This is a genomic window from Niastella sp. OAS944 (genome assembly GCA_024809215.1).
Taxonomy (GTDB): Bacteria; Bacteroidota; Bacteroidia; order Chitinophagales; family Chitinophagaceae; genus Niastella.
This window is the reverse complement of sequence record JANUBW010000011.1, coordinates 298034-321454: the sequence shown is the minus strand read 5'-3', so window position 1 is coordinate 321454 and position 23421 is coordinate 298034. Positions and strand designations below refer to the sequence as shown.

At 44.2% G+C, this 23421-nt stretch carries 14 protein-coding genes; 11 read left to right on the top strand and 3 right to left on the bottom strand.

Annotated elements, in window-relative coordinates; genetic code table 11:
* Nucleotides 1-194 precede the first annotated feature (194 nt).
* A complete protein-coding gene (locus tag GGD38_RS32730; RefSeq protein ID WP_375296587.1) occupies nucleotides 195-1088 on the top strand; it encodes a tetratricopeptide repeat protein in 894 nt (297 codons plus the stop codon).
* Between the two features lie 5 nt (nucleotides 1089-1093).
* Here the strand turns inward: GGD38_RS32730 and GGD38_RS32725 are convergent, their stop codons facing one another.
* Nucleotides 1094-2293: an alginate lyase family protein gene (locus tag GGD38_RS32725; RefSeq protein WP_375296586.1), complete on the bottom strand. Its 1200-nt coding sequence runs from the start codon at nucleotides 2291-2293 to the stop codon at nucleotides 1094-1096.
* 6 nt (nucleotides 2294-2299) lie between these two features.
* Nucleotides 2300-4381, bottom strand: a complete 2082-nt coding sequence (locus GGD38_RS32720) for an alpha-galactosidase (RefSeq protein WP_375296585.1) — start codon at nucleotides 4379-4381, stop codon at nucleotides 2300-2302.
* Between the two features lie 198 nt (nucleotides 4382-4579).
* Here GGD38_RS32720 and GGD38_RS32715 point away from each other — a divergent pair, with 198 nt between their 5' ends.
* Nucleotides 4580-5068: a CYTH domain-containing protein gene (locus GGD38_RS32715; RefSeq protein ID WP_375296584.1), complete on the top strand. Its 489-nt coding sequence runs from the start codon at nucleotides 4580-4582 to the stop codon at nucleotides 5066-5068.
* Nucleotides 5069-5237: 169 nt separating this feature from the next.
* Here GGD38_RS32715 and GGD38_RS32710 read toward each other — a convergent pair whose 3' ends face one another.
* The gene (locus GGD38_RS32710; RefSeq protein WP_375296583.1) at nucleotides 5238-5843 is read right to left on the bottom strand and encodes a hypothetical protein; all 606 of its coding nucleotides are present in this window, start codon (nucleotides 5841-5843) and stop codon (nucleotides 5238-5240) included.
* A gap of 311 nt (nucleotides 5844-6154) precedes the next feature.
* On the opposite strand from GGD38_RS32710, the gene GGD38_RS32705 reads away from it, so the two are divergent.
* The 9 genes from GGD38_RS32705 to GGD38_RS32665 all read left to right on the top strand — a co-directional run bounded on the left by GGD38_RS32705 (nucleotide 6155) and on the right by GGD38_RS32665 (nucleotide 23404).
* Entirely contained in the window at nucleotides 6155-9169 is a 3015-nt protein-coding gene (locus GGD38_RS32705) for a SusC/RagA family TonB-linked outer membrane protein (RefSeq protein WP_375296582.1), read from the top strand.
* Nucleotides 9170-9181: 12 nt separating this feature from the next.
* Nucleotides 9182-10642 carry a RagB/SusD family nutrient uptake outer membrane protein gene (locus tag GGD38_RS32700; protein WP_375296581.1) on the top strand — a complete coding sequence of 487 codons (1461 nt, stop codon included), beginning with the start codon at nucleotides 9182-9184 and terminating at the stop codon, nucleotides 10640-10642.
* Nucleotides 10643-10655: 13 nt separating this feature from the next.
* Nucleotides 10656-11348, top strand: coding sequence for a hypothetical protein (locus GGD38_RS32695; RefSeq protein WP_375296580.1), 693 nt, complete (start codon nucleotides 10656-10658; stop codon nucleotides 11346-11348).
* A gap of 191 nt (nucleotides 11349-11539) precedes the next feature.
* Nucleotides 11540-13990, top strand: coding sequence for a glycoside hydrolase family 2 TIM barrel-domain containing protein (locus GGD38_RS32690; RefSeq protein ID WP_375296579.1), 2451 nt, complete (start codon nucleotides 11540-11542; stop codon nucleotides 13988-13990).
* A 7-nt stretch (nucleotides 13991-13997) separates the two neighbouring features.
* Nucleotides 13998-16559: a glycoside hydrolase N-terminal domain-containing protein gene (locus GGD38_RS32685; RefSeq protein WP_375296578.1), complete on the top strand. Its 2562-nt coding sequence runs from the start codon at nucleotides 13998-14000 to the stop codon at nucleotides 16557-16559.
* Nucleotides 16560-16840: 281 nt separating this feature from the next.
* The gene (locus tag GGD38_RS32680) at nucleotides 16841-19030 is read left to right on the top strand and encodes a TIM-barrel domain-containing protein (RefSeq protein WP_375296577.1); all 2190 of its coding nucleotides are present in this window, start codon (nucleotides 16841-16843) and stop codon (nucleotides 19028-19030) included.
* A 104-nt stretch (nucleotides 19031-19134) separates the two neighbouring features.
* Nucleotides 19135-20316 carry an alginate lyase family protein gene (locus tag GGD38_RS32675; RefSeq protein WP_375296576.1) on the top strand — a complete coding sequence of 394 codons (1182 nt, stop codon included), beginning with the start codon at nucleotides 19135-19137 and terminating at the stop codon, nucleotides 20314-20316.
* A 34-nt stretch (nucleotides 20317-20350) separates the two neighbouring features.
* Entirely contained in the window at nucleotides 20351-22222 is a 1872-nt protein-coding gene (locus tag GGD38_RS32670; RefSeq protein ID WP_375303938.1) for an alpha-L-fucosidase, read from the top strand.
* A gap of 6 nt (nucleotides 22223-22228) precedes the next feature.
* The gene (locus tag GGD38_RS32665; protein ID WP_375296573.1) at nucleotides 22229-23404 is read left to right on the top strand and encodes a glycoside hydrolase family 88 protein; all 1176 of its coding nucleotides are present in this window, start codon (nucleotides 22229-22231) and stop codon (nucleotides 23402-23404) included.
* Nucleotides 23405-23421 lie beyond the last annotated feature (17 nt).

The window sequence follows — 23421 nt, the reverse complement described above, 5'->3', positions numbered from 1 at the left end:
CAACACTTTCTCTCCAAAGTGTGACACTTGTCCCCAAAGTGCAATACTTGCGCGCACAAGTGTGACATGTGGCCACGTAAGTGCGACTCCTGGCCGCATAACATGTAACTTCATCGACAATCCCCACCCATTGGTAAAAATTAATCTCTTTATTTAAGCGCGATTTGTAGATTTGGCTTACCCAACAACCCTAAATGTTTAGAATTTTACCCGCGTTTTTTGTGCTATTGATTGCCGGTCAATCATTTGCACAAGGTTATAAAGCAGATTTTGATAAGGTTTTAGAAGAAAATGATACCGCCGCACAACGGCAATTACTCTATAAATGGCAGCAAACCAGTCCCAAAGACGCTGAATTATTTATTGCCCGGTTCAATTACTATTTTTTAGCCAGCCGTAAAGAGATCGTTCAATTTACAAATGATGCTGATAAATCCTCAGCGTTTGAAGTAAAAGACAGCACGGGCGCAGAAACAGTAGGTTACCTGGGCGATCAGGTTGAATACGATCAATCCCTCCTTAAAAAAGCCTTTAAAAGCATAGACTCGGGCATTAGCGCCTGGCCAGCCCGGTTAGATATGCGTTTTGGAAAGATCTACGCGCTTGGCCAGCTTGAAAATTATGAAGCCTTCACCAAAGAGATCATAAACACCATTGAAGTTGCCAATAAGTTAAAGAATAACTGGCAATGGACGGCCCACCAAAAGTTGGATGCCCCTGAAAAATTCATGTTGGGCAATATTCAAAGTTATGTGGTACAGTTGTATAACGTTGGCGATGATCAGCTTACCCGCATGCGCCGTATTGCACAGGCTGTATTAAAATATTATCCCCGCCATGTTGAAAGCCTTTCTAACCTTGCCATCACTTATGGCTTGCAGGGCAATTACGACAAAGCGCTGGAAGCTTTATTAAAAGCCGAAAAGATAATGCCGCAGGATGCTATTGTGCTCAACAACATCGCCACCATGTATGAACGTAAAGGCGATAGATCAAATGCCATCAGGTATTTTGAACTCACCGCTAAACATGGCGACCAAAACGCCAAAAGCGAAGCCGCTAAGAAATTGAAAGAGTTAAAGAATTAGATCTTCTAATTATATAAAAGGTCTATCAGCGTATCATCAACTTCATTATCCAGTTGCTTTGCCAATGCAGTATACTTTGGATCGTTATAAGCAACGGCAGCCTGTAACAACAGCGTATAGATATTATTCTTTTTGTATTCACCTATTTGCTGGTAAGTCCAGGTTTTTTGACCCAGTGCGTAAGGGGTGAGCCAATCCAATGCGGTACGAATGCCGGCGCCCTGCTGGTTTACATATTGCCATAAGTTAGTGCCGGTTAGCTGTGCCAGCGTTGCTACCTTAAACCAGGCCTGCAGGTTAAACGTGCTATATCCAAGCCCGTTGGTGCGGTCGAGCTCCAGTTGCATTTTACCTTCCTTATTGATCTGCGAATCCATTCTTTTTTTAGCTTCATCAATGAGCTCTTTAGCTTTTGCATTATTGCCGGTGAATAATGCAAAATCAATTGCCTGCACATAAAACCAGGTGCCATGATTGTTTTTAGCGGCGTGTTCTTCATTGCCATTCTTACTGGTCAGCATCCAGTTGAGGTATTGGGTATACCATTGTTGAATTGAGTTGTTGTCTTTCTCAGTTAAAGTATTAGCGCCTTTTAAAAGAACTACAGCATCGGCTATGCCTGTTAATGCTATGGTTTCAATAATACCAATGCCTCTGCCATTGTTAATACCCGGAATTGCCTGGGCATAATTTAAGTTAGGATTCATTTTAGTGGCTTCGTTAATGAACCAATAATGTAAGAGGGCAGTTGCTTTGGCTGCATATTTCTTTTCACCTGTACAAAACCAGGCAAGGGCTAATATTCTGCAGGCATTGTCCAGTTCATTTAAACAGCGGTGATCGGTTATTTTATTGATCTCAGGATTCCGAACACCATCTTTTCGCATATATGGCAGGCCATTAGGTTTGGTACTGTCGTACCAGAAATAGGGGGCCTGGCTCATATAATCGTGTTTATCGCCACTGACTGGTGTAAAGGCTTTGTCTGTTACCGATACCGGTTTCTTATTTAGTAATTCATCGGCCTGTTTTCGTAATGCTTTTACCAGTGCAAGGGTTGTTGCATCATGTTGTTGTATCTTTTCTTTTATAACTGCCAATCGTCCCGCGTCCATTAATAACATACGCGATGTTTGTGCTGAAGCGCTGCTACAAATAATAATAAAAATAAAAAGGAATGCCGCACGTAATAATGAATTTTTCATATGTGATTATTCTTCAGTTATCTCATAAACGTTGCTTGTTAACGATGTTACCTTTCCGGGGTTGAGGTTCAGCCCAATATTCATCAGGTATTCGCCCGTGAATACTTTATCATTATCGGGGTGGGTTACTTTAGTGCCGGGAAACAGGTTGATCTCTTTGAACCGGTATTTCTTCTGCGCATCGAGCCCCTGCAATTGCACCTTTATGAAAATATCCTTTCGGCGAATGTTCAAATTATAATTGAATAAAATAGCCTTGCTTTTATTTTCATTCACATACATAGTAACAGCGCGTGGTTCATCATAAGGTGAAATAAGGCGATACAGATCGCCGAACCATATTACATCACTAATGCGTTTGTAGGTTTTAATTGCTTCCTGGCTAAACTGCATTTCCTGCGGCGTAAATTCATTTACCCTGATATCATAACCCATTCTGCCGGCCATGGCTACATCGGTCCTGAATTTAAGCGACTGGCCTTTACCCATACTGGTTATATGGGCAGCCATAGTGTTCGCCGGAAAGAAGTAAGAATAACCCCATTGAATAAATACCCGTTCCAGTCCGTCGGTATTGTCACTTGGCCAGAATTCGGTAAAGTATTTAAGTGCGCCATAATCGGTTCGGCCGCCGCCGCCGGAGCATAACATAATAGGAAGATGCGGGTATTTTGCCCTGAGTCTTTCAAGCACTTTATATAAACTCCGGGTATATTCAATGTACAAATGCGATTGTTTTTCTTTCAGGTAAGCAGAGTATGCATTCGTCATACTGCGATTGCAATCCCATTTTATATACGCCACGCCGGGATTTTTGGTAAGCATGTCATCAACGATCGAATACACAAAATCCTGCACCTGCGGATTGGCAAGATCTAATATCAATTGGCTGCGCGCCAGGTTTTCTGTTCGGTTGGGAAGGCGTAAGATCCAGTCGGGATGTTTTTGATACAGTTCACTCTTGGGGTTTACCATTTCGGGTTCAAGCCAGATGCCGAATTTTATACCGCGGTTTGTTGCTTCCTGTACCAGTTTACCAATACCGTTGGGCAATTTGGTTTTGTTTTCCTGCCAGTCGCCCAGGCCGGCTTTATCGCTGTCTCTTGGGAATGCATTACCAAACCAGCCATCGTCGAGCAGGAACATATCAACACCCAGTTGTTTGGCGCCATCGAACAGTTCTATCAGTTTTGCTTCGTTAAAGTTAAAAGCGGTGGCTTCCCAGTTATTCAACAATGTGAGACGCGGGCTTTTGCCATCTAGCACGGCGTAGTTGCGCGCCCAGCGATGCAGGTTGCGGCTGGCTTGTCCTTTTCCCTGGTTACTGTAAGTGAAAATAAATTCGGGCGTGGTAAAAACTTCATTGGGTTGTAGGGTATAGTCGGATGCGAAAGGGTTGATGCCCGAACGTACACGGAGCTGGTTACGCTGGTCTATTTCAAAGGTGAATTGAAAATTGCCTGTCCAGCCCAGGGTGCCGGCAATCAGCTCGCCACTGGTTTCAGTAGCCGGGTTATTCAGCGAAAGAAAAAAGGCGGGTGTTTGGTAGAAATTAGCACGTGCGCCCAGTTTGCTTTCAAGGCTTTTAATGCCATTGGTTAATTTTTCTTCAACCAAATTCACTTCGCGGGCCCAATCGCCATGAAATTGCGTTAACCAGTAATTGTCGGCGCTAAAGTGTAACATGCCTGATGCATATTGCGTTAATCGCACCGGTTTCTTTTCATGGTGCTGAATGATGCTATTACAGGTAATAACATCTTCATTAAAATATACCTTGTATTGTAAGGTCACTTCAACCGGGTAGGCCGGGTCTTTCAATATGATATTTGTATAGGAAACATCGCCTTTTTGTTCTGATTTATGTGAAACATATTCCAGTTCAAGCGATGGGTTGCCATCGGCATGCACTATTCGGATGGCAGGTTCAAACTGGTTTTCCATACCGGCGGTAAGATATACCTCCCGGCCGGCCGATAGTTTTTCAATATCAGCAGTATTCGTTAACCGCGCGCCCAGGTACGATTGGTACAACCGGTGATTGTTGCCAACAGTCAAAACCAGGTGCGAGTTTTTTGTTTGAAGCACAATAGGGGCTTGCGACAAAACGGCCAAAAACGAACAGTTTAAAATAAACAAGAGTGCATATTTTATCATAATACAAATAAAGGGAACCAGCTATTACTGCATAGGCGGCAGGTTGCCTATTTATTCAACGATTTTGGCAGGGTGAGCCACTAACTGCCCTGAAAAATAAGGTGTAGATTTGGGCTAATATTTATAACCATGGGCATAGAAATAGAAAGGAAATTCCTGGTAAAGAAAGATAAATGGGCGCAGGTTGTTAAACAGGAAAGATCCCTTTTTCGTCAGGGATATATTTTATCAGATCCGCAAAAAACGATCAGGGTGCGGCTTACCGATACAGAGGCTTTTCTAACCATAAAAGGGCAAACCGTTGGCGCTGCACGGCCCGAGTTCGAATACAACATTCCAATGGAAGATGCCCGGCACATGCTTGACAATTTTTGCGTTTCAGAGCTCAGTAAAATAAGATATTTCATTCCATACGATGGGCACACCTGGGAGGTTGATGAATTTCTGGGGCAAAATGAAGGGCTGATCGTTGCAGAAATAGAATTGTCGGCCGAAAATGAACAATTCTCCTTACCCGATTGGGTTGATAAAGAGGTAACCAGTGAGAAGAAATATACCAATTCGAATTTGGCGGTGAAGCCCTATGGTGAATGGTCAATCGTGAAACGGCAAACGTGAAACGTGAAAGAGCTCGCTAATTTCTCAAACTCACTAATGATCTTTAATTGCCTAAAAATTTTTTGCCAATCGCCGACTGAACGGGAGCCTCCGAAATTGGGCGTTTGCCGTTTCACGTTTCACGTTTTACGATTTTGCGAGGCCATTCACCATTGACCATTCACTATAATCATTTCTCCTCATCATCCCTTCCTTCATTCAACGCATCCTTGTCGCCACCGCCTAAGCTATAGTAATCGTTCTCCTCATCATCCATTTCCTTTCTGGCATCTTCGTCTCCGCTGTCGGGCATGTCCAAATCGTCGCCGGTGCTGTCTTCATCAACAGCTGCTTCATTCAGGGGATCACCATCAAAATCAGTATCATCGAGTCCTTCTTTTCTTACCAGTTCATCTTCATTCATATCCATATCCTGGTCTTTATCGCCCAGCAGGGCCAGGTCTTCTTCAGTAACATCGGCTTCGGTACCCATTACAATATCAACATTATCATCTTCAGCTAAAATATCCTTTCCATCGCGAATGCCTTCCTCATCGTCTGAAGAAATGGTAGTATCGCTCATGGCGCCGGGCACACCTGCATTGGTTATTTTTTCCTGTCCGGGAATATCAGATACATCGGGAATTTCAATATAGGCATCGGAATCCTCTTTTAGTTTATCTTTTTTTCTTTTACTGGCAGTGGAATCTTTTGCCGGTGTTTTTTCATTATTAAAAGACCCTTTATCATTAAGCTCCTCATCGCTGAGCTTGTTTTTTATTGTTGCTTTTGCCATAACCGTGAATTTTCAGTATGCATAAAAAAACTATGCCCAGGGTGGGAAACCGATGTGGTAAAATAGCTTATCATATTACCAATTAAGCAAAATTAAACATACCAATAAGTTACGTAATTGCATTTGTTACGCAATTAACCTCTATTGTTAAACTGACTACTTGTCATACCGTAACGGTTGGGTATGAAGTGTAAAAACTTAACTGCTGTATGGAAGAGAAAAACATTTCTTCAAGGCGTTTATCCGTCCCTTTTCGCCGGGTACTTTGGTCCCTCATGCTATTTATTGGTTGTTTACAGGTTATGCCTGCTATGGCACAAACTAAAACTGTGGAAGGAACAGTAAAAGATGAAAAAGGAATAGGCCTCAATGGCATCACTGTAAGTATCAAAGGAGGCACGGGCGGAACGTCTACCAATGCCAATGGTGCATTTAAAATTATGGTTCCCGGACCTAATTCCGTTCTTGTATTTACTTCTGTGGGTTTCACCACCAAAGAAATTACTGTTGGCTCTCAAACCGAGCTCAGTGTTGTTTTAACGGCTGGCAACGCCTCTATGGATGAGGTAGTTGTAGTGGGTTATGGCACTCAGCGTAAAAAAGATGTTACCGGCGCTATTTCTTCTGTTTCGGCAAAACAGATCGAAGAGCGTCAGGCAATTGATGTGCTGGATGCGATGCAGGGCCAGGCGCCTGGTTTACAAATTGCACAGGAATCGGGCCGTCCCGGTGCCGGCAATTCGGTACGTATTCGTGGTATTGGTACGCTGCAGGGTGGTGCCGATCCATTGTACATTGTAGATGGCGCCCAGGGGGTAAATATCGATGGTATCAACCCCAACGATATTGAATCAATTGAGATCTTAAAAGATGCGGCATCGGCAGCTATTTATGGTTCACGCTCGGCAAATGGCGTGGTGATCATTACTACCAAAAAAGGTAGGGAAGGAAAGCCAACACTCGACGTACGGTACCTCACCAGCTTAAGCAAATTATCGCATAAAATTCCACAGTCAAATGCGGAATTACGCCGTTTGCTTGAATATAAACGGAATGGTAATACCGGCGGTGGTTTCAATACCGACTCATTGAACCCTTCTTTCAATGCCGATAACGACTACCAGGACATGCTTACCCGTACGGCCAATCGCCAGCAGGTAGATGTTAGCCTCGGTGGCGCTTCGCGCAATTTAAACTATTATGGAAGTTTGGGTTATTTAAAAGATGAAGGAATTATCATCAACAGCTGGGCCAAGATCATGCGTGGCCGCTTTAATATAGATTATAAAGCAACAGATAAACTTACCTACGGTAACCGCATACAGTTTTCGTATCAAACCGAAAACCGTATCAATGATGGAAATACCCTTAACCAGGCTATACAACGGCCACCAAACTTTAGGGTGTACTTACCTGATGGCACGCTGGCCGGACAGATCGGTGGCCGCAGAAATCCTGTAGCGGAAGCACTGTTACGTAAGAATGAATACCAGATCATGGATGGTAACTTCTATAATTATGTTAGTTATCAATTTTTACCTGAATTGAAGTTGACGGTAGATGCGAATGTAAAAGCCAAATACACCCATCACCTTACGTTTGCTCCAAGACTGTTAAGCAGCAGTAACGACAATGACGGCAGCGATGAAAATGACCTGAACACCTACTGGATGACACAGGCTTATTTGAACTATAACAAAACCCTGGGTGGTGGTCATACATTAACCGGCTTATTCGGTGTAAGCGCCGACCGTAACTTTAACCGTGGTGCAGAGATCTCAGGTACCAATTATGTTACTGAAGAGGTTACTACCCTCAATTCTCCACAGGTATATGGCGTTCCTAATAGCCGGGAAGAAAGATATACTTCTGTTTCGGCATTTGGCCGGTTGGGCTATAGCTACAAAGGAAAATATCTTTTCAACAGTAACTTCAGAGCTGATGCCTCATCGAAGTTCGGAAAACAAAACCGCTGGGGTTACTTCCCTTCAGCTTCAGTAGGCTGGCGCTTTAGCGAAGAGCCCTTTATGAGATGGGCCTATGATTATCTGAGCGAAGGTAAAATTCGCGCCAGCTATGGCGTAACAGGTAATGACCGTATTGGTGAATATGATGCCATTAGAATTTATTCATTTGGTGAAAGTGATGATAACGATAATGGTAACTGGTATAATGGCGTTTCTGGTGTGGCGCCTGCTGCCACATTCGGTAATCCTGCTTTAAGCTGGGAAGAAACAAAACAAACCAATATCGGTCTCGACCTCACCTTCCTGAAGGGCCGCGTTACTTTTACAGCCGATTATTATAATAAGATAACCGATAAACTGCTTTATCAGGCACCGTTGCCATACGAATCTGGTTTTAATGAAGTAAATGTGAATATTGGTTCTATTCAAAACAAAGGTTTTGAGTTTGTGATCAACAGCTACCCCGTGCGCAATAAAGACTTCTCATGGAACCTTATTTATAATATGTCGTTCAATAACGCTACCATTAAAAGTCTGTATGGTGGTATTCCCATTACTTCTACTAACTGGATCACCCAGGAAGGGCAGCGCTTAGGTAATTTCTATGGCTGGCAGGCGCTCGGCGTATATCAGTACGATGAATCGAATGCTTACACCGACAACTGGGAACAACTGACCCCCGTATTTGTATCTGGTACCTTTACCGGTTATACACTCGATGGAAAAGCTTACAATGGCACTGTGAACAAATTGAAAACAGCGGGTAATGTTTTAAAAGGCGGTGATATGATCTGGCTGAATAATAACAAAGACAGTGTAATAGATGACGCTGACCGTATTCCTTTGGGTAATGCCCAGCCTAAATGGATAGCTGGTCTTTCGAACCAATTTTCTTATAAAAACTTTAGTCTCTCGTTCAGTGTGTACGTTAGCTGGGGCGGTTTGTTGTACGACCGTGGCCGTCAGCAATTGAACCAAAACACTATTTCCAACGTAACGCCCGATCCTGAATATATTCGCGATGCATGGGCACAACCTGGTGATGTTACAAAATGGCCTACTCCCAAAAACAATGGCATGGGTAATGGCCGCGAATTAAGCAGCCTGTACCTCGAAGATGCTTCGTTCATTCGCTTACGTAATGTTAGGTTAACGTATAATTTAGCAAAGAACATCGCGAATAAAATGAAACTGAAGGGCGCTACCGTGTATTTGTATGGAAATAATTTGCTTACCTACACCAATTACTTCTGGTACGATCCGGAGATCGCTTTCAACAATGCGTTGGAAATGGGTCAGGATAGTGGCCGTTATCCACGGAAAAGAGAATTCGGCGCCGGTGTTAATCTGAACTTTTAAAACGTACAAGCAATGAAAAAATTAATCTATTATACATTGGCCCTGGGGCTGTTTGCAAATGCAGGGTGTAAGAAATTTCTCGATCAGCAACCAATTTCCGATCTCGCACCCGAAAGTTTCTGGAAAACGGCCGATGATGCCAAAACAGGTGTAGCGGCTATATATGATGGTATTCAAAAAACACTGAACGGTAACTATACCGATTGGGGTGATGCCCGCTCAGACAACTTTACCTATGGTGGTACAGGTGAAAACCAGATCAACGTAACACTGAATGGACTGAATTCACTTACCGGGGCTGCAAACTGGAATAATCTTTATTATACCATTGGGCGCGCCAACCTGGCCATTAAGCATATACCCGAAATTCCTTCATCAGCTACATATACCGAAGCAATACGTAACAATTACCTGGCGCAGGCTTACGGTATAAGAGCGTATATGTATTTTTATGCTATCAGGTTATGGGGTGCGGTACCCGTTCGGTTGGAACCTTATGAAGACCTGAATGAAGATCCTTTAGCGCCAAGAAACTCGGCAGACTCAATCCTGAATAATGTTATTCTGCCCGATCTTGCCAAAGCCTATACCCTGGTTACTAAAACAAATACCAATGTTTGGGAAATGACCCCCGCCGCCATTCTGGCCTTGCAAACAGATGTGTATATGTGGAAGAAGGATTACGCAAAAGCGTTGCAGTCTTCCCAGGACCTCATTAACCTGTCGTACAAATATGATGTGAGTGCCAATAATTTTACCGACTTTAAAAAGATCTTCCTCGACCCGGCCGGCACTAAAGAAGCCATCTGGAGCATGCATTGGGATTATACCCGCGATGGTGGCAATGGTATCTCTAAAATAGGATCGGGCGGTAATACCTCTCAGTATTATATCGACAGTTCGGTGTTCCTGCGTTTCGAAAGCAATAAGAACGATATCCGCCGTTGGGCTACTTACGACACTACGGTGCCGCTCACCACTACGCCCAGAATTATACAGATAGGTAAATTCTATCCGGTGAACAGTTCCAACAAACCGGTACCTCCGGCCAATGCGCAAAACGATGCCAAGTTAACACTGTATCGTATGGCCGATATCCTGTTATTACGTGCTGAGGCCCTGAATAAAACAAGTGCCAATAAAGCGCCGGTGTTTACCATTGTTAATCGTATACGTACACTAAGAGGCGCAACGCCGCTGGTGGCAACAGACTATCCTACAGATAGCGATGTTGAAAAGGCCGTTTTGGATGAGCGTCAGTTAGAGCTTTTTGCTGAAGGCCGCCGCTGGTTCGACCTCGTTAGAACAGATCGTGTTATTGAAGTGATGGACCCAATGGTGCGTTATCGCCAGAAATTGCTGAACATCAGCCAGACCGGCTTTGATGATCCGCGGAAAATTCTGTGGCCAATATCACGCCAGGCGTTAACACGGAATACATTGTTGAGGCAAAACGAACCTTATTCAGAATAAACCTATTGGTAAAATGAAAGCGACAAAAATGAAACAACAAATTATATATAGCACCATTTTCATTGGTTTGTTAATGATGGGTATTACCGGATGTAAAAAAATTGCCGGTTTGCGCCTGCAGGAAGATGCCGAGCATACAACCGCTACACTCGATGCGCATATCAATAAAACTGCCTGGCAGTATTTAAAGGAACGAAGTGTATTAAGTTCTACCGATACCATCTTTAAACGCATGTACGAAGCGATCGTTTATTCGGGTATTGATACCGCGCTTTATCTGCAACCGGGCCAAACATTTATTTTCCTGCATAACGATGCAGTTTTCAGAACGGCAACTCCGCAGCCTACTGATAATTATTGGTCGCGTTATAAGGTCAATGGCCAGATCCCCAAAAGCTGGTCGGCATATACGCCGCAACAGGTGAAGAACTGGTTATTGTATTTAATAGTAAAGGGGGAGTATAGCTACGATAACATAGGGCCCGAAAATGTAGAGGTAAAGACACTTTTACCAGAAGGAGCAGATCCGGCCAATCCAAAAAGCATTATGACTTTCATATTGTCGAATGACAGGGATTCAAGAGTGCGGATAAATGATTTTCTCAACAGCGTTCGCGCCACTGCAGGCCGTACATCTGGTATCCTTAGCGACAATGGCCCAATACATGTGTTTGACAGGATGGTGGAGTATGGTGTGAAACCATAAATAAATTAATTAATCGTATAGCGGTTACTACAATTGAATTCTGGCCCCTGGAGAGCTTTATTAGTTCCAGGGCCAGAATTTTAAGTTTTAACAAAGTCAATGCAACCCGGAAACGATTGCGTACAATCTGGAAATAGGAGAGATGTTCTTACTTATCTTTCGGAGGAAATATAAAAATAGAAAGTAGCATAATGCGGATACTCAGATTGTTGTCTTTATTGTTGATCATTGCTTCATCAACACAAGCCCAGCAAACAAGTCGTTTAACTGGTAATTGGGAGTTTATTAAACAGGATGTTGGTGGTATTTGGGAAGTGGTACGCCCGGTAGGGAAAGGAAACCCCGAGAGTGTGCCGCTTTGGCAAACAGTACAATTGCCACATTGTGTGAACGCCGAAGATGGTGTTGATCCGGATGTAAATTATTACCAGGGCCCGGCCTGGTATCGTACTCAACTCGATATTAAGAACCCGTATAGTAATGGCCGTACCCTGCTTTTTTTTGAAGGTGCAGGCCAAAAGACCGATGTGTACGTGTATACAACAAAAGTAGGTTCGCATGTTGGCGGGTACGATGAGTTTGTAGTGGATATCACAGATGCCGTTGAAGCCTTTAGTAAAACGCCGGTTGCGCAAAGCCAGTTCAAAGGAAAGGTGCCCATTTCAATACGCACCGATAATTCGCGCGATCTGGAAATGATCCCTTCCGATCTGTCTGACTTTAATATCTACGGCGGCATTTACCGCTATCTGAATCTGGTGTATGTGCCACCGGTAGCTATTGATAAATTGTTTGCAAAAGCTGAAGTTGATAAAGCGGGCAAGGTTGGTACTGTACAGGTATCAGCGCGCTTTTATCAAACAGTGGCCGCTAACGCTGCTGTTACAATAAAGCTCTTTGACCCCGCTGGTAAAGTAATGCAACAAAAAGAAGTCGCTTCCACTGCGCTGAACGGTGATGTAAAGCTTACTGACTTTACTATCAAATCACCCCAGTTATGGTCGCCGCAAAAGCCGGTATTGTATTCGGTAGAAGCAACGGTAACTACACCAACCGGTAAACATGTTCAAGCCGAAAAGATCGGCTTCCGTCATTTTGAATTCGTTGATCATGGCCCATTTATGTTGAACGGACAGCGGTTGCTGTTACGCGGAACGCATCGCCATGAAGACCATGCAGGCGTAGCTGCTGCCATGACCGAAGAAATGATGCGCCGGGAGATGATCATGATGAAAGAGATGGGCGTAAACTTTATTCGTTTGGGCCATTATCAGCAATCTCGTATTATCTTAAATCTGTGCGATAGTTTGGGGATCCTTGTTTGGGAAGAAATTCCCTGGTGTCGCGGCGGTTTGGGTGGCCCTTTTTACCAGAACATGGCAAAACGCATGCTCACTAATATGATAGAACAACATTACAACCATCCGGCGATTATCATTTGGGGCATGGGTAATGAGAATGACTGGCCGGGCGATTTTCCCGAGTTCGATAAAGAGAAGATCCGCCATTTTATGAAAGAACTGCACGACCTGTCGCATAAATTAGATGCCTCACGCAAAACGGCTATCCGTCGTTGTGATTTTTGTAAAGACATTGTAGATGTATATTCTCCCTCTATTTGGGCCGGCTGGTACCGCGGCGTGTACACCGAATACAAAAAGGTATCGGAAGAAGAGTTTAAAAAAGTAAATCATTTCTTACATGTTGAATGGGGTGGCGACAGCCATGCCCGCCGGCATTCAGAAAATCCCGATAAAGCATTGCAGGTAGTGAAAACAGGCAACGGCGCCGATGAGCGGGCCGGTGACGCCAGTTTGTACGGCGGCACTGCACGTGTATCAAAAGATGGCGACTGGAGCGAATCGTATTTGTGCAACCTGGTCGACTGGCATTTGAAAGAACAGGAAACCATGCCCTGGCTTACAGGTACAGCCCAATGGCCATTCAAAGATTTTTCTACTCCTGTACGGCCTGATAATCCTGTGCCTTATATGAACCAGAAAGGTGTTGTAGAAAGAGATCTTACAAAAAAAGAATCGTACTACGTATTTCAATCCTATTGGACAGCGCAGCCTATGGTGCATATTTACGGGCATAGCTGGCCGGTACGTTGGGGAAGTGAAGGCGAAGATAAGATGATAAAAGTTTATTCTAATTGCGCCGAAGCAGAGTTGTTTGTAAATGGGAAAAGCTATGGTGTTAAAAAACGCAATAGCCAGGATTTTCCCGCTGCAGGTTTGCGTTGGAATGTTCCATTGAACAAAGGAATGCAACAGATAAAGGTGGTTGCACGTAATGGAAAAATTATAGTAACTGATTCACTTCAATTTCAATATCAAACGGAAAAATGGAGCAAGCCGGCGAAGTTGTTGTTAGAGAAAACAGGTGAAGAAAATGGCATAGCTACCATGCAGGCAACCATGCTCGATGATAAAGGCGTGCCTTGTTTAGATGCCGCTAACTTTATTCGGTTCGGTTTGGCCGGCGATGGCAAACTGATCGATAACCAGGGCACATCGAGCGGTTCGCGCTATGTGCAGGCATACAATGGCCGCGCCATCATTCGGGTGCAAACAAATAAAGGTCACTCAGTGATCAGTGCAAAAAGCGAAGGATTGGAAACTGTATTTAAAGAATTATAAGACGAGCATGAAACTATCAATAACGATCTGTTGCTTTATTCAACTGGCTTGCATTGCTGTGTATGCGCAAAAGGCCAGTGATCCTAGTTTAAAGTTATGGTACAACAAACCTGCGCAAGCCTGGGAAGAGGCCCTGCCATTAGGCAATGGAAAAACCGGCGCTATGGTATGGGGCAGCCAGGATGAGTTGGTTCAGTTAAACGATAACACCTTATGGTCGGGTTATCCTGATGCAGGGAATAATCCCAACGGCCCAACTGTTTTGCCCCAGGTGCGGCAGGCAGTATTTGATGGTGATTATGAAAAGGCGGCGGCATTATGGAAAAAGATGCAGGGGCCTTATTCTGCCCGCTATTTACCACTGGCCGATCTGTTATGGCTTTTACCAGCGAAAGATGTAACGCCGAAAACATATTATCGCGATCTGGACCTGAATACTGCAGTAGCCGCGCTGCGATACCAACTGGGTGAGGTAAATTACCAGCGCGAGGTTTTTATTAGTTACCCGGCCAAAGTATTGGTGATGCGGCTTACCGCCGATAAGAAAGGCGCTATCAGTGGGCGGTTACAATTGCGCAGCCAATTAAAGTTTAAAGTAAAAACTGTAGCAGCCAATTACCTGGTGCTGCAAGGTAAAGCGCCCAAATTTGTTGCGAACCGTGAATCTGAGCCACAGCAGGTAGTGTATGATTCTGCAGGTGAGAAAGGCGAAGGCATGAACTTTGAAGTACATGCAAAAATAAAAGTAGAAGGCGGCCGCGTTGAACAAAAAGATGAAGAATTAAGCGTGGTAGGCGCCAATTCCGTCACTATTTATTTGTCAGAAGCTACCAGCTTTAATGGCTTTGATAAATCGCCGGGCCTCGAAGGCAAAGACCCTTCCATTGAAGCAAAAGCCATTTTACAAAAGGCCCTGGCGCGTTCGTATGAACAATTAAAGACGGAGCACATCAACGACTACCGGTCTTTGTTTAAAAGGGTTGAATTTAAATTAAGTGCCGATGAGAATGTGCTGAAGCTTCCTACCGATGAGCGATTAAAGAAGTATGCATCGGCGCCAACCGATCAGCAGTTACAGGTTTTGTATTATCAGTTTGGACGATACCTGCTCATCGCCAGTTCACGGCCAGGTTCAAGACCAGCTAATTTGCAGGGCATTTGGAACCATCACATAAAGCCACCATGGGGTAGTAACTATACCACCAATATAAATACCGAGATGAATTACTGGCTGGCAGAGAATACCAATTTGAGTGAATGCCATCAGCCATTGTTCAGCTTTTTAAAAGAGTTGGCCATCAATGGCGCCAAAACAGCCAAAGTAAATTATAATATCAACGAAGGTTGGGTGGTACATCATAATTCAGATCTGTGGGCAAAAACTTCACCGCCCGGTGGTTATGAGTGGGACCCTAAAGGAATGCCGCGTTGGAGCTGCTGGCCAATGGCCGGCGCCTGGTTGAGCACGCATTTGTGGGAGCATTATTTATTTACAGGCGATAGAGATTTTTTAAAGAATAACTGGCCCTTGCTAAAAGGGGCTGCACAGTTTATGTTGCATTGGCTCATCACCGACCCGGCGAATGGTTACCTGGTTACCAATCCTTCTACTTCACCGGAGAACACCATGAAGATAAAAGGAAAAGAGTTTCAGGTTGGTATGGCCACTACGATGGACATGAGCATTATTCGCGAATTGTTCACTGCGGCTATAAAAACCAGCAGCATACTAAATACCGATGAAGCATTTCGCAATCAGTTGATACAGGCCAAAGAGAAATTATACCCATATCATATTGGTCAGTATGGTCAGTTGCAGGAGTGGAACAAAGATTGGGACGATCCTAAAGATAAACACCGGCACTTATCGCATTTGTTTGGCTTGTATCCCGGTAGTCAGATCAATGTGGCCACTACACCTGAGCTGGCAGCGGCGGCAAAGCAATCGCTCATCTTCAGAGGTGATGTAAGTACCGGTTGGTCTATGGCCTGGAAAATAAACTGGTGGGCGCGTTTGCACGATGGCAATCATGCGTATAAGATCTTGAGCGATGCGTTTACTTATATCAATCCACTCGAAACAAGAGATGCTATGAGTGGCGGCGGAACGTATGCCAATTTGTTCGATGCGCATCCGCCCTTTCAAATAGATGGCAATTTTGGCGCAACAGCCGGTATGACTGAAATGTTGTTGCAAAGTCATAATGGCGAGTTGGCTTTATTACCCGCATTACCCGATTCCTGGAAGAATGGTTCCATTAGTGGCATAAAGGCTCGCGGCAATTTTACTGTAGCTATTAATTGGAAAGAAGGAAAATTATCGAAGGCTACTATCACCTCTAATTTAGGTGGGCCATGCCGGGTAAGCGCGCCATGCCCCATTAAAGTAGTTGAAGTAACGTCAAAAGCGTCAGCCGGTACGAACACAAATAATTTAAATACTTCCTACGGATTACCACCTTATAAAAAAGATGAGCAGGCAAAGTTGGTTTCGCTGGAGGTGGCAAAGGAGTATACTGTTGAGTTTGATACGAAGAAGGGGGAAGTGTATACTATTGTTGCTTTGTAGGTTGACAAAGAAGTTAAAAAGGTGATAGAGTTGATAGTGTTGATAAAGGAGTACAAAATAATACTTTAACAAATTAACGAAATCTGGCTAGGTGAAAAGCCCCTCCCCCTTCCGGGGGAGGGGTTTGGGGGGCCAATTGCCGACAAAGCGTGAGCTTCAAAATTGAGCGGCCCTTTCACGTTTCATCCGCCAGCTGGCGGACCGTTTCACGATTAGCGAGGCCAAAAATATGGAGTTTCATTGCCGATTCACGATTGCCGATTCACGAAAAACATTCTAATATGTCTGGAGCAAAAATTATATTACTGGTTATTGTTTTAATAGGTAACGTAGGTCGTATACACAGCCAGATCTCCTGGAGCGAAACCGCCCCGGGCGTTTGGAAGGCAACTGCGGGTGTGCCGGAAAGTTATGATCTGTTAAAGGCATCGGGCGCCACACCCAATCGTGAAGCCTTATCTGCCATTACGCAGGCGGCATTTCCTTTATCGCAAACAGATATTTCTATAAAAGTAGTAGATGGAAAAACGTACCTGCGTTTCCCCTTGCAAAAAGAGGAGCAGTTGTTTGGTTTTGGGTTGAATTTTCAAACCATTCACCAGCGTGGCAAGATCTTACAATTACATGTTGATCATTACGGCGGAAAAGATAATGGAAGAACGCATGCGCCCACGCCGTTTTATGTTTCGTCAAAAGGGTATGGTGTGTTCATCAACTCAGCGCGGTATTTAACGGTGTATGCCGGAACAGGCGTACGGGTAGAAAGTAAGAATGCCCCGGTGGCCAAAGACCGCAATACTGATAAAAGCTGGAGTTCCCGTCCATATTCCGATGCGGTTGAAATATTGGTGCCGGCTGCCGGCGTGGAAATATACGTGTTCGGCGGCCCCACTGCGTTAGATGCGGTAAAGCGTTTTAATCTGTTCAATGGTGGCGGCTGTTTACCACCTCGCTGGGGATTGGGTTTTACGCAACGAGTGAAATCATTATATACTGCTGAAGAAGTAAAAAAAGAAGTAACGGCATTTCGCGAAAAAGGTTTCCCGCTCGATTTTATAGGGCTTGAACCAGGCTGGCAAAGCAAAAGCTACCCCTGTACTTTTTCATGGGATAGTGTGCGTTATCCCGATCCTGCTGGTTTTGTACAAGGATTACTGAAGGAAAACATTCGCGTAAATCTCTGGACGAATCCATACGTATCACCCGAAGCGCCATTTTATAAAGCGATCGTTCCATTCAGCGGTTCACATACGGTATGGAATGGACTGGTGCCCGACTTTACACAGGATCAGGCACGCAAGTTATTTTTCGATCAGTTGCAACGAGATCAGGTATCCAAAGGTGTAAGCGGGTATAAGATAGATGAGGTAGATGGTTATGATCATTACCTGTGGCCCGATGTGGCCAGTTTTCCCTCTGGCATTCCTGCAGAACAAATGCGCCAGACCTTTGGCTTACTGGTTCAACGGTATAGTGAAACAATCTTTCATCAACAGAATAAAAGAACGTTTGGGTTAGTGCGTGCATCCAATGCGGGCGGCACTTCCTTCCCTTATGTTATTTATAACGATTATTATAATCATGAAGATTTTATAACGGCGCTTATTAATAGCGGTTTTGCCGGAGTGTTATGGACACCTGAAGTTCGGGCCAGCAAAACAGGAGAGGAGTGGCTGCGGCGTTTTCAAACGGTAGTGTTTTCGCCAATGGCCATGATCAATGCATGGGCCAGTGGTACCAAGCCATGGTCGTATAATGAAGTGGCTGAGCCTATAAAACAGCTGGCATTGTTACGTATGCAAATGATGCCTTATTGGTATAGTGCATTTGCGCGGTATCATTTTGAAGGGTTGCCGCCATTTAGGGCTATGAACCTTGAGGAAGGATTTGTACAGGAAGCAAAAAAAGAGAATGGTAATGCCAACCTCGAAGAGAATCCATATGCTGAAGCGGTATCGAAAGAAATAAAAGATCAATATATGGCCGGCGATTATTTACTGGTAGCGCCATTATTTGCGGGACAGCAAACCCGTAAAGTGGTACTGCCAAAAGGTAAATGGTACGATTTCTTTACCGGCGCTTTTGTCGGCGATGGACAGGTTATAACTGTTACGCCAGGGTTAGATAAAATTCCGGTGTATGTAAAAGACGGGGGCATCATTCCTATGATGAAACCTATGTTACACGCGCCGCTGCCAGGAGAAAAAGTTGATCTTAATGTTCGCTATTATGGCGATAAGCCCGGAAAGTATATGTTGTACGACGATGACGGCGAAAGCTATAACTACGAGAAAGGCGATTACTGCTGGCGCGAAATAAAAGTAGAGCGCGATAAGAATGGTAAATTAAAAGGAAGCATTTCAGCACCGGTAAAAGGAAAGCCTAACACCGTAGGCAATGTATTATTTGAATATATGACTAATAGGGAACCCTCCCCCCACCGGGGGAGGGCAGGGGAGGGGGGCCATTAACCGAACTCCATGACCAGGATACTTTAATATTGCCCCTCATCCGCCAGCTGGCGGAGAGGGGTTTGGGGAGGGGCCATAAGCCTCAACCACATTAAAAGAAACTTATGAAACCAAAGAAAATATTCATCTGCTTAATAGTAACCATTCTCGCTAATGGCCTGCTATCATTTAACAAAGAAGCACCAAAAGACTACAAACCCGAAGTCCTAAAGACACTGCGAAAGCAAATTCTACAGGAGGCGGCATGGGCAATGCAACAACAGCCGGTTACCGTAACGGTGCAAAGCTCGCCACGAAGTGCCGGCGGCAAACATGATTTCTTTTCAGAAGGCGACTATTGGTGGCCCAATGAAAAATTCCCTGATAGCCCATATGTGCAACGAGATGGCATGACGAACCCTGAGAATTTTGTTGCGCATCGCCATGCAATGATCAGGTTAAGCCAGATCGTTGGTGCGCTGGCTTCTGCTTACCAGGTAACGGGCGATGAAAAATATGTAAGCAGGGTATTAATGCATTGCAAGGCCTGGTTTGTTGACACAGCAACACGCATGAATCCTAACCTGCAATATGCACAGGCTATAAAGGGCAGGTTCACAGGTAGGGGTATTGGCATTATAGATACCATTCAATTGATGGAAGTAGTGCAGGGATTATTGGTAATGGAAAATGCAAAAGTTATGGATCGCCAGGCGTTGGAAGCCATCAGGCGTTGGTTTGAACAATACCTGCAATGGTTAACTACCCATCAATACGGTAAAGATGAAATGAACGCTACCAATAACCATGGTACCTGCTGGGTAATGCAAACGGCCGCTTTTGCCCGGTTCACCCATAACGAAATGCTGATGCGTTTTTGTGCCGACCGGTATAAGAATGTATTACTGCCAAACCAAATGGCTGCCGATGGAAGTTTTCCGCAGGAATTGCGTAGAACAAAACCTTATGGTTATTCGATCTTTAACCTCGATGCCATGACAACCATTTGCCAGATCTTATCTACAAAAGAAGATGATCTGTGGGCCTATACCACCCCCGATGGACGGAATATTAAAAAAGGAATAGAATATTTACAACCCTTCATAGCCAATAAAAGCAAATGGCCAAAAACGCCCGATGTAATGTATTGGGAAAACTGGCCGGTAGCCCAGCCTTTTCTTGTATTTGGCGCCAATGCGTACGATAATAAAGAATGGCTAAAGACCTGGAAGGGATTGGAACACAAACCAACAGTAGAAGAAGTGATAAGGAATTTGCCAGTAAGGCATCCTTTAATATGGCTTTAAACTGAACAACCCAATAACTGAACAACTTGTATCCATGATACGAAAACAATACTTAATTCTAATAATCTGCTTAGTATCACTGAGCGTCTTTTCTCAAACAAACGGCGATGAAGATAAAGAAATGTTTAATCGGGGTAAAGAACGAGATAAACAGGCCATTGATGAAGCTGTAAATGGTTGGTGGAAAGAATCCATGAGGAACCATGATGAGCGAATTCAATGGTGGCAACAGGCGCGCTTTGGTATGTTCATACACTGGGGTATTTATTCATTGCCCGGTGGTGAGTGGAAAGGTAAAAAAGTAGATGGGTATGCCGAACATCTGATGCGTAAGGAAAAAATTACGCGAGCCGATTATCTTCAGTTGGCGCATCAGTTCAACCCCGTGTTGTTTGATGCCGATGCCTGGGCACGTCAGGCAAAAGAAGCGGGTATGAAGTATATGATCATTACATCAAAACACCACGATGGTTTTGCGATGTTTGATTCGAAAATAGGCGACTTTAATATCATGCAACAAACGCCCTGGAAGCGCGATCCTATGGCGGCACTTTCGGCGGCTTGTCATAAATACGGTATTAAGTTCGGTTTCTATTATTCGCATGCCTTCGACTGGGAGCATCCCGATGCGCCGGGTAACGATTGGGAGTATAATAATCCCGGTGGCGATAAAGGATTACATGGCGCCGTTAATTGGTTTAATATTCATCCCGAGTTATTGCCCAAAGCGCAAAAGTATGTTGACGAAAAAACGATCCCGCAAATAAAAGAACTGCTGGCAAAATACCATCCCGATATTCTTTGGTTCGATACACCTTCAAAGTTGCCCTTATCAGAAAATATACGCATTCTGAAAGCCATTCGCGAGGCTGATAAAAATGTAGTGGTAAATGGCCGCTTGGCAAGAAGTGCAGAGATCAGTTTTGGCGATTATAAGAATACGGCCGACCGTCCGCTGGAATTCTTTCCCGTAACGGGTGATTGGGAAGCCATTCCTACAACAAATGAATCATACGGATATCATAAGTTCGATAACAGCCATAAGCCTGTGCGCGACTTTGTGCATCTGCTGGCCAAGTCGGCTTCGCGCGGTGGAAATCTGTTAGTGAATATTGGCCCTAAAGGCGATGGCGTGTTCGATAGCAAAGACCAGGTTATTTTAAAAGGCATTGGCGCCTGGATGAAAATAAACGGCGAAAGCATTTATGGTTCGGTGGCCAGTCCGCTGCCGTTGCAAAGCTGGGGTGTATCAACGGTAAAAGGAAATAAGCTATATCTGCATGTGTTCGAATGGCCGGCCAATAAAAAGTTATATGTGGGCGGTTTAAAAAGCGATGCAGCCAAGACATACTTGCTGGCGAATAAAAAGACATTAACGACACGCCGCCTTAATGAGAACGATATAGAGATCGACCTGCCTGCACAAATGCCCGATACCATGGCTACCGTGATTGTTCTTGAATTAAAGGGAGCATTGAAAACCGATAGCGTGCGTGTACTGGCATCAAACGTACCACAACAGCGCCTGCTGGCTTTTGATGCACAGTTACATGGTAAGGGCTTTAGCTACGGCGATGGAAAAACCGATAAATATTATGTTCAGAACTGGAAAACAAACGATCAGTGGTTAAGCTGGACCTTCCGTACAACCCAACCGGTAAGTTTTACCGTCAATATGAAATATTTGGCCGGCGAAGGTAATGGCGGAACGTTCGTGCTGCAAACCGGTACTTATTCCAAAGAAGTAAAAATTACCGGCAGCGGGTCTGTCACAAAAGTGCTTAACGAGGACCTCGGAACATTAACTTTGCCCGCCGGAACTCATGAACTTACCATTAAACCTGTGTCTATTGATAAAGGCGAGTTAATGAAGTTGCTGGAACTACAACTAACACAAAGAAAATAAAACAGGATGCATAAAAAACTCTATGGTGCTTTTGCTTTAATGGTTGCCGGCTTCATGGCCGAAGCGCAGGCTGTAAAAACAGCACAGGTATTTGCCGATGCCGAAAAGCAAACCCAGGTAATGCTTACCAATGTGGCTGAAATAAGAACAACCAAACCCGAACTGGTAGCACCCCGTACCCTCGAAAATGGCGAACTGAAAATGGTGCCTTCCAAAGACTGGACAAGCGGATTCTTCGCCGGTGAATTGTGGATGTTATATGCATTCACTAAGAAACCCGAATGGAAAACTAAAGCAGAGACCTATACCGCACTTATTGAAAAAGAAAAGTTCAATGGCGGTACCCACGATATGGGTTTCAAAGTATATTGTAGTTACGGTACCGGTTACCAAATTACAAAAGAGGCTGCGTATAAAGACGTGATCATTCAGTCGGCCAAAACATTAAGTACCCGCTTTAACCCAACGGTAGGCTGTATTCGTTCATGGGACCATCATAAAGAACAATGGGGTTATCCGGTTATCATCGATAATATGATGAACCTGGAATTGTTATTTGCAGCTACCAGGCTCACCGGCGATTCTTCTTTTTACAAGATAGCGGTAAGCCATGCCAACACCACCATGAAGAATCACTTCAGACCCGACTATAGTTCATATCACGTAATTGATTATGATACGCTGACGGGTAAAGCGGTAAAGAAAAATACACACCAGGGTTATGCGCACGAATCTGCCTGGGCGCGCGGACAGGCATGGGCTTTATATGGCTATACCATGTGTTACCGCGAAACCAAAAACATAGCTTACCTGCAACAGGCGGAGCATGTTGCGAAGTATATTCTAACCCATCCAAATTTGCCGGCAGATAAAGTACCTTATTGGGATTTCAATGCGCCTGCTATTCCCAATGAACCACGTGATGCATCTGCTGCAGGAGTAATAGCGTCAGGTTTATTGGAATTGGCTAAATACAGTAAGAACAAAAAAGAATACCTGTCTGTAACTAATACCATTTTACAAAGCCTTACCAAAAGTTACCGTTCGCCAATAGGGGATAACAAAGGTTTTCTCTTGTTGCACAGCACCGGTTCAAAACCTGCGAATAGTGAAGTAGATGTGCCGCTCAATTATGCTGATTATTATTATTTGGAAGCATTGTTAAGACAGAATAAGAAATAGAAGATAAAAACAGATGT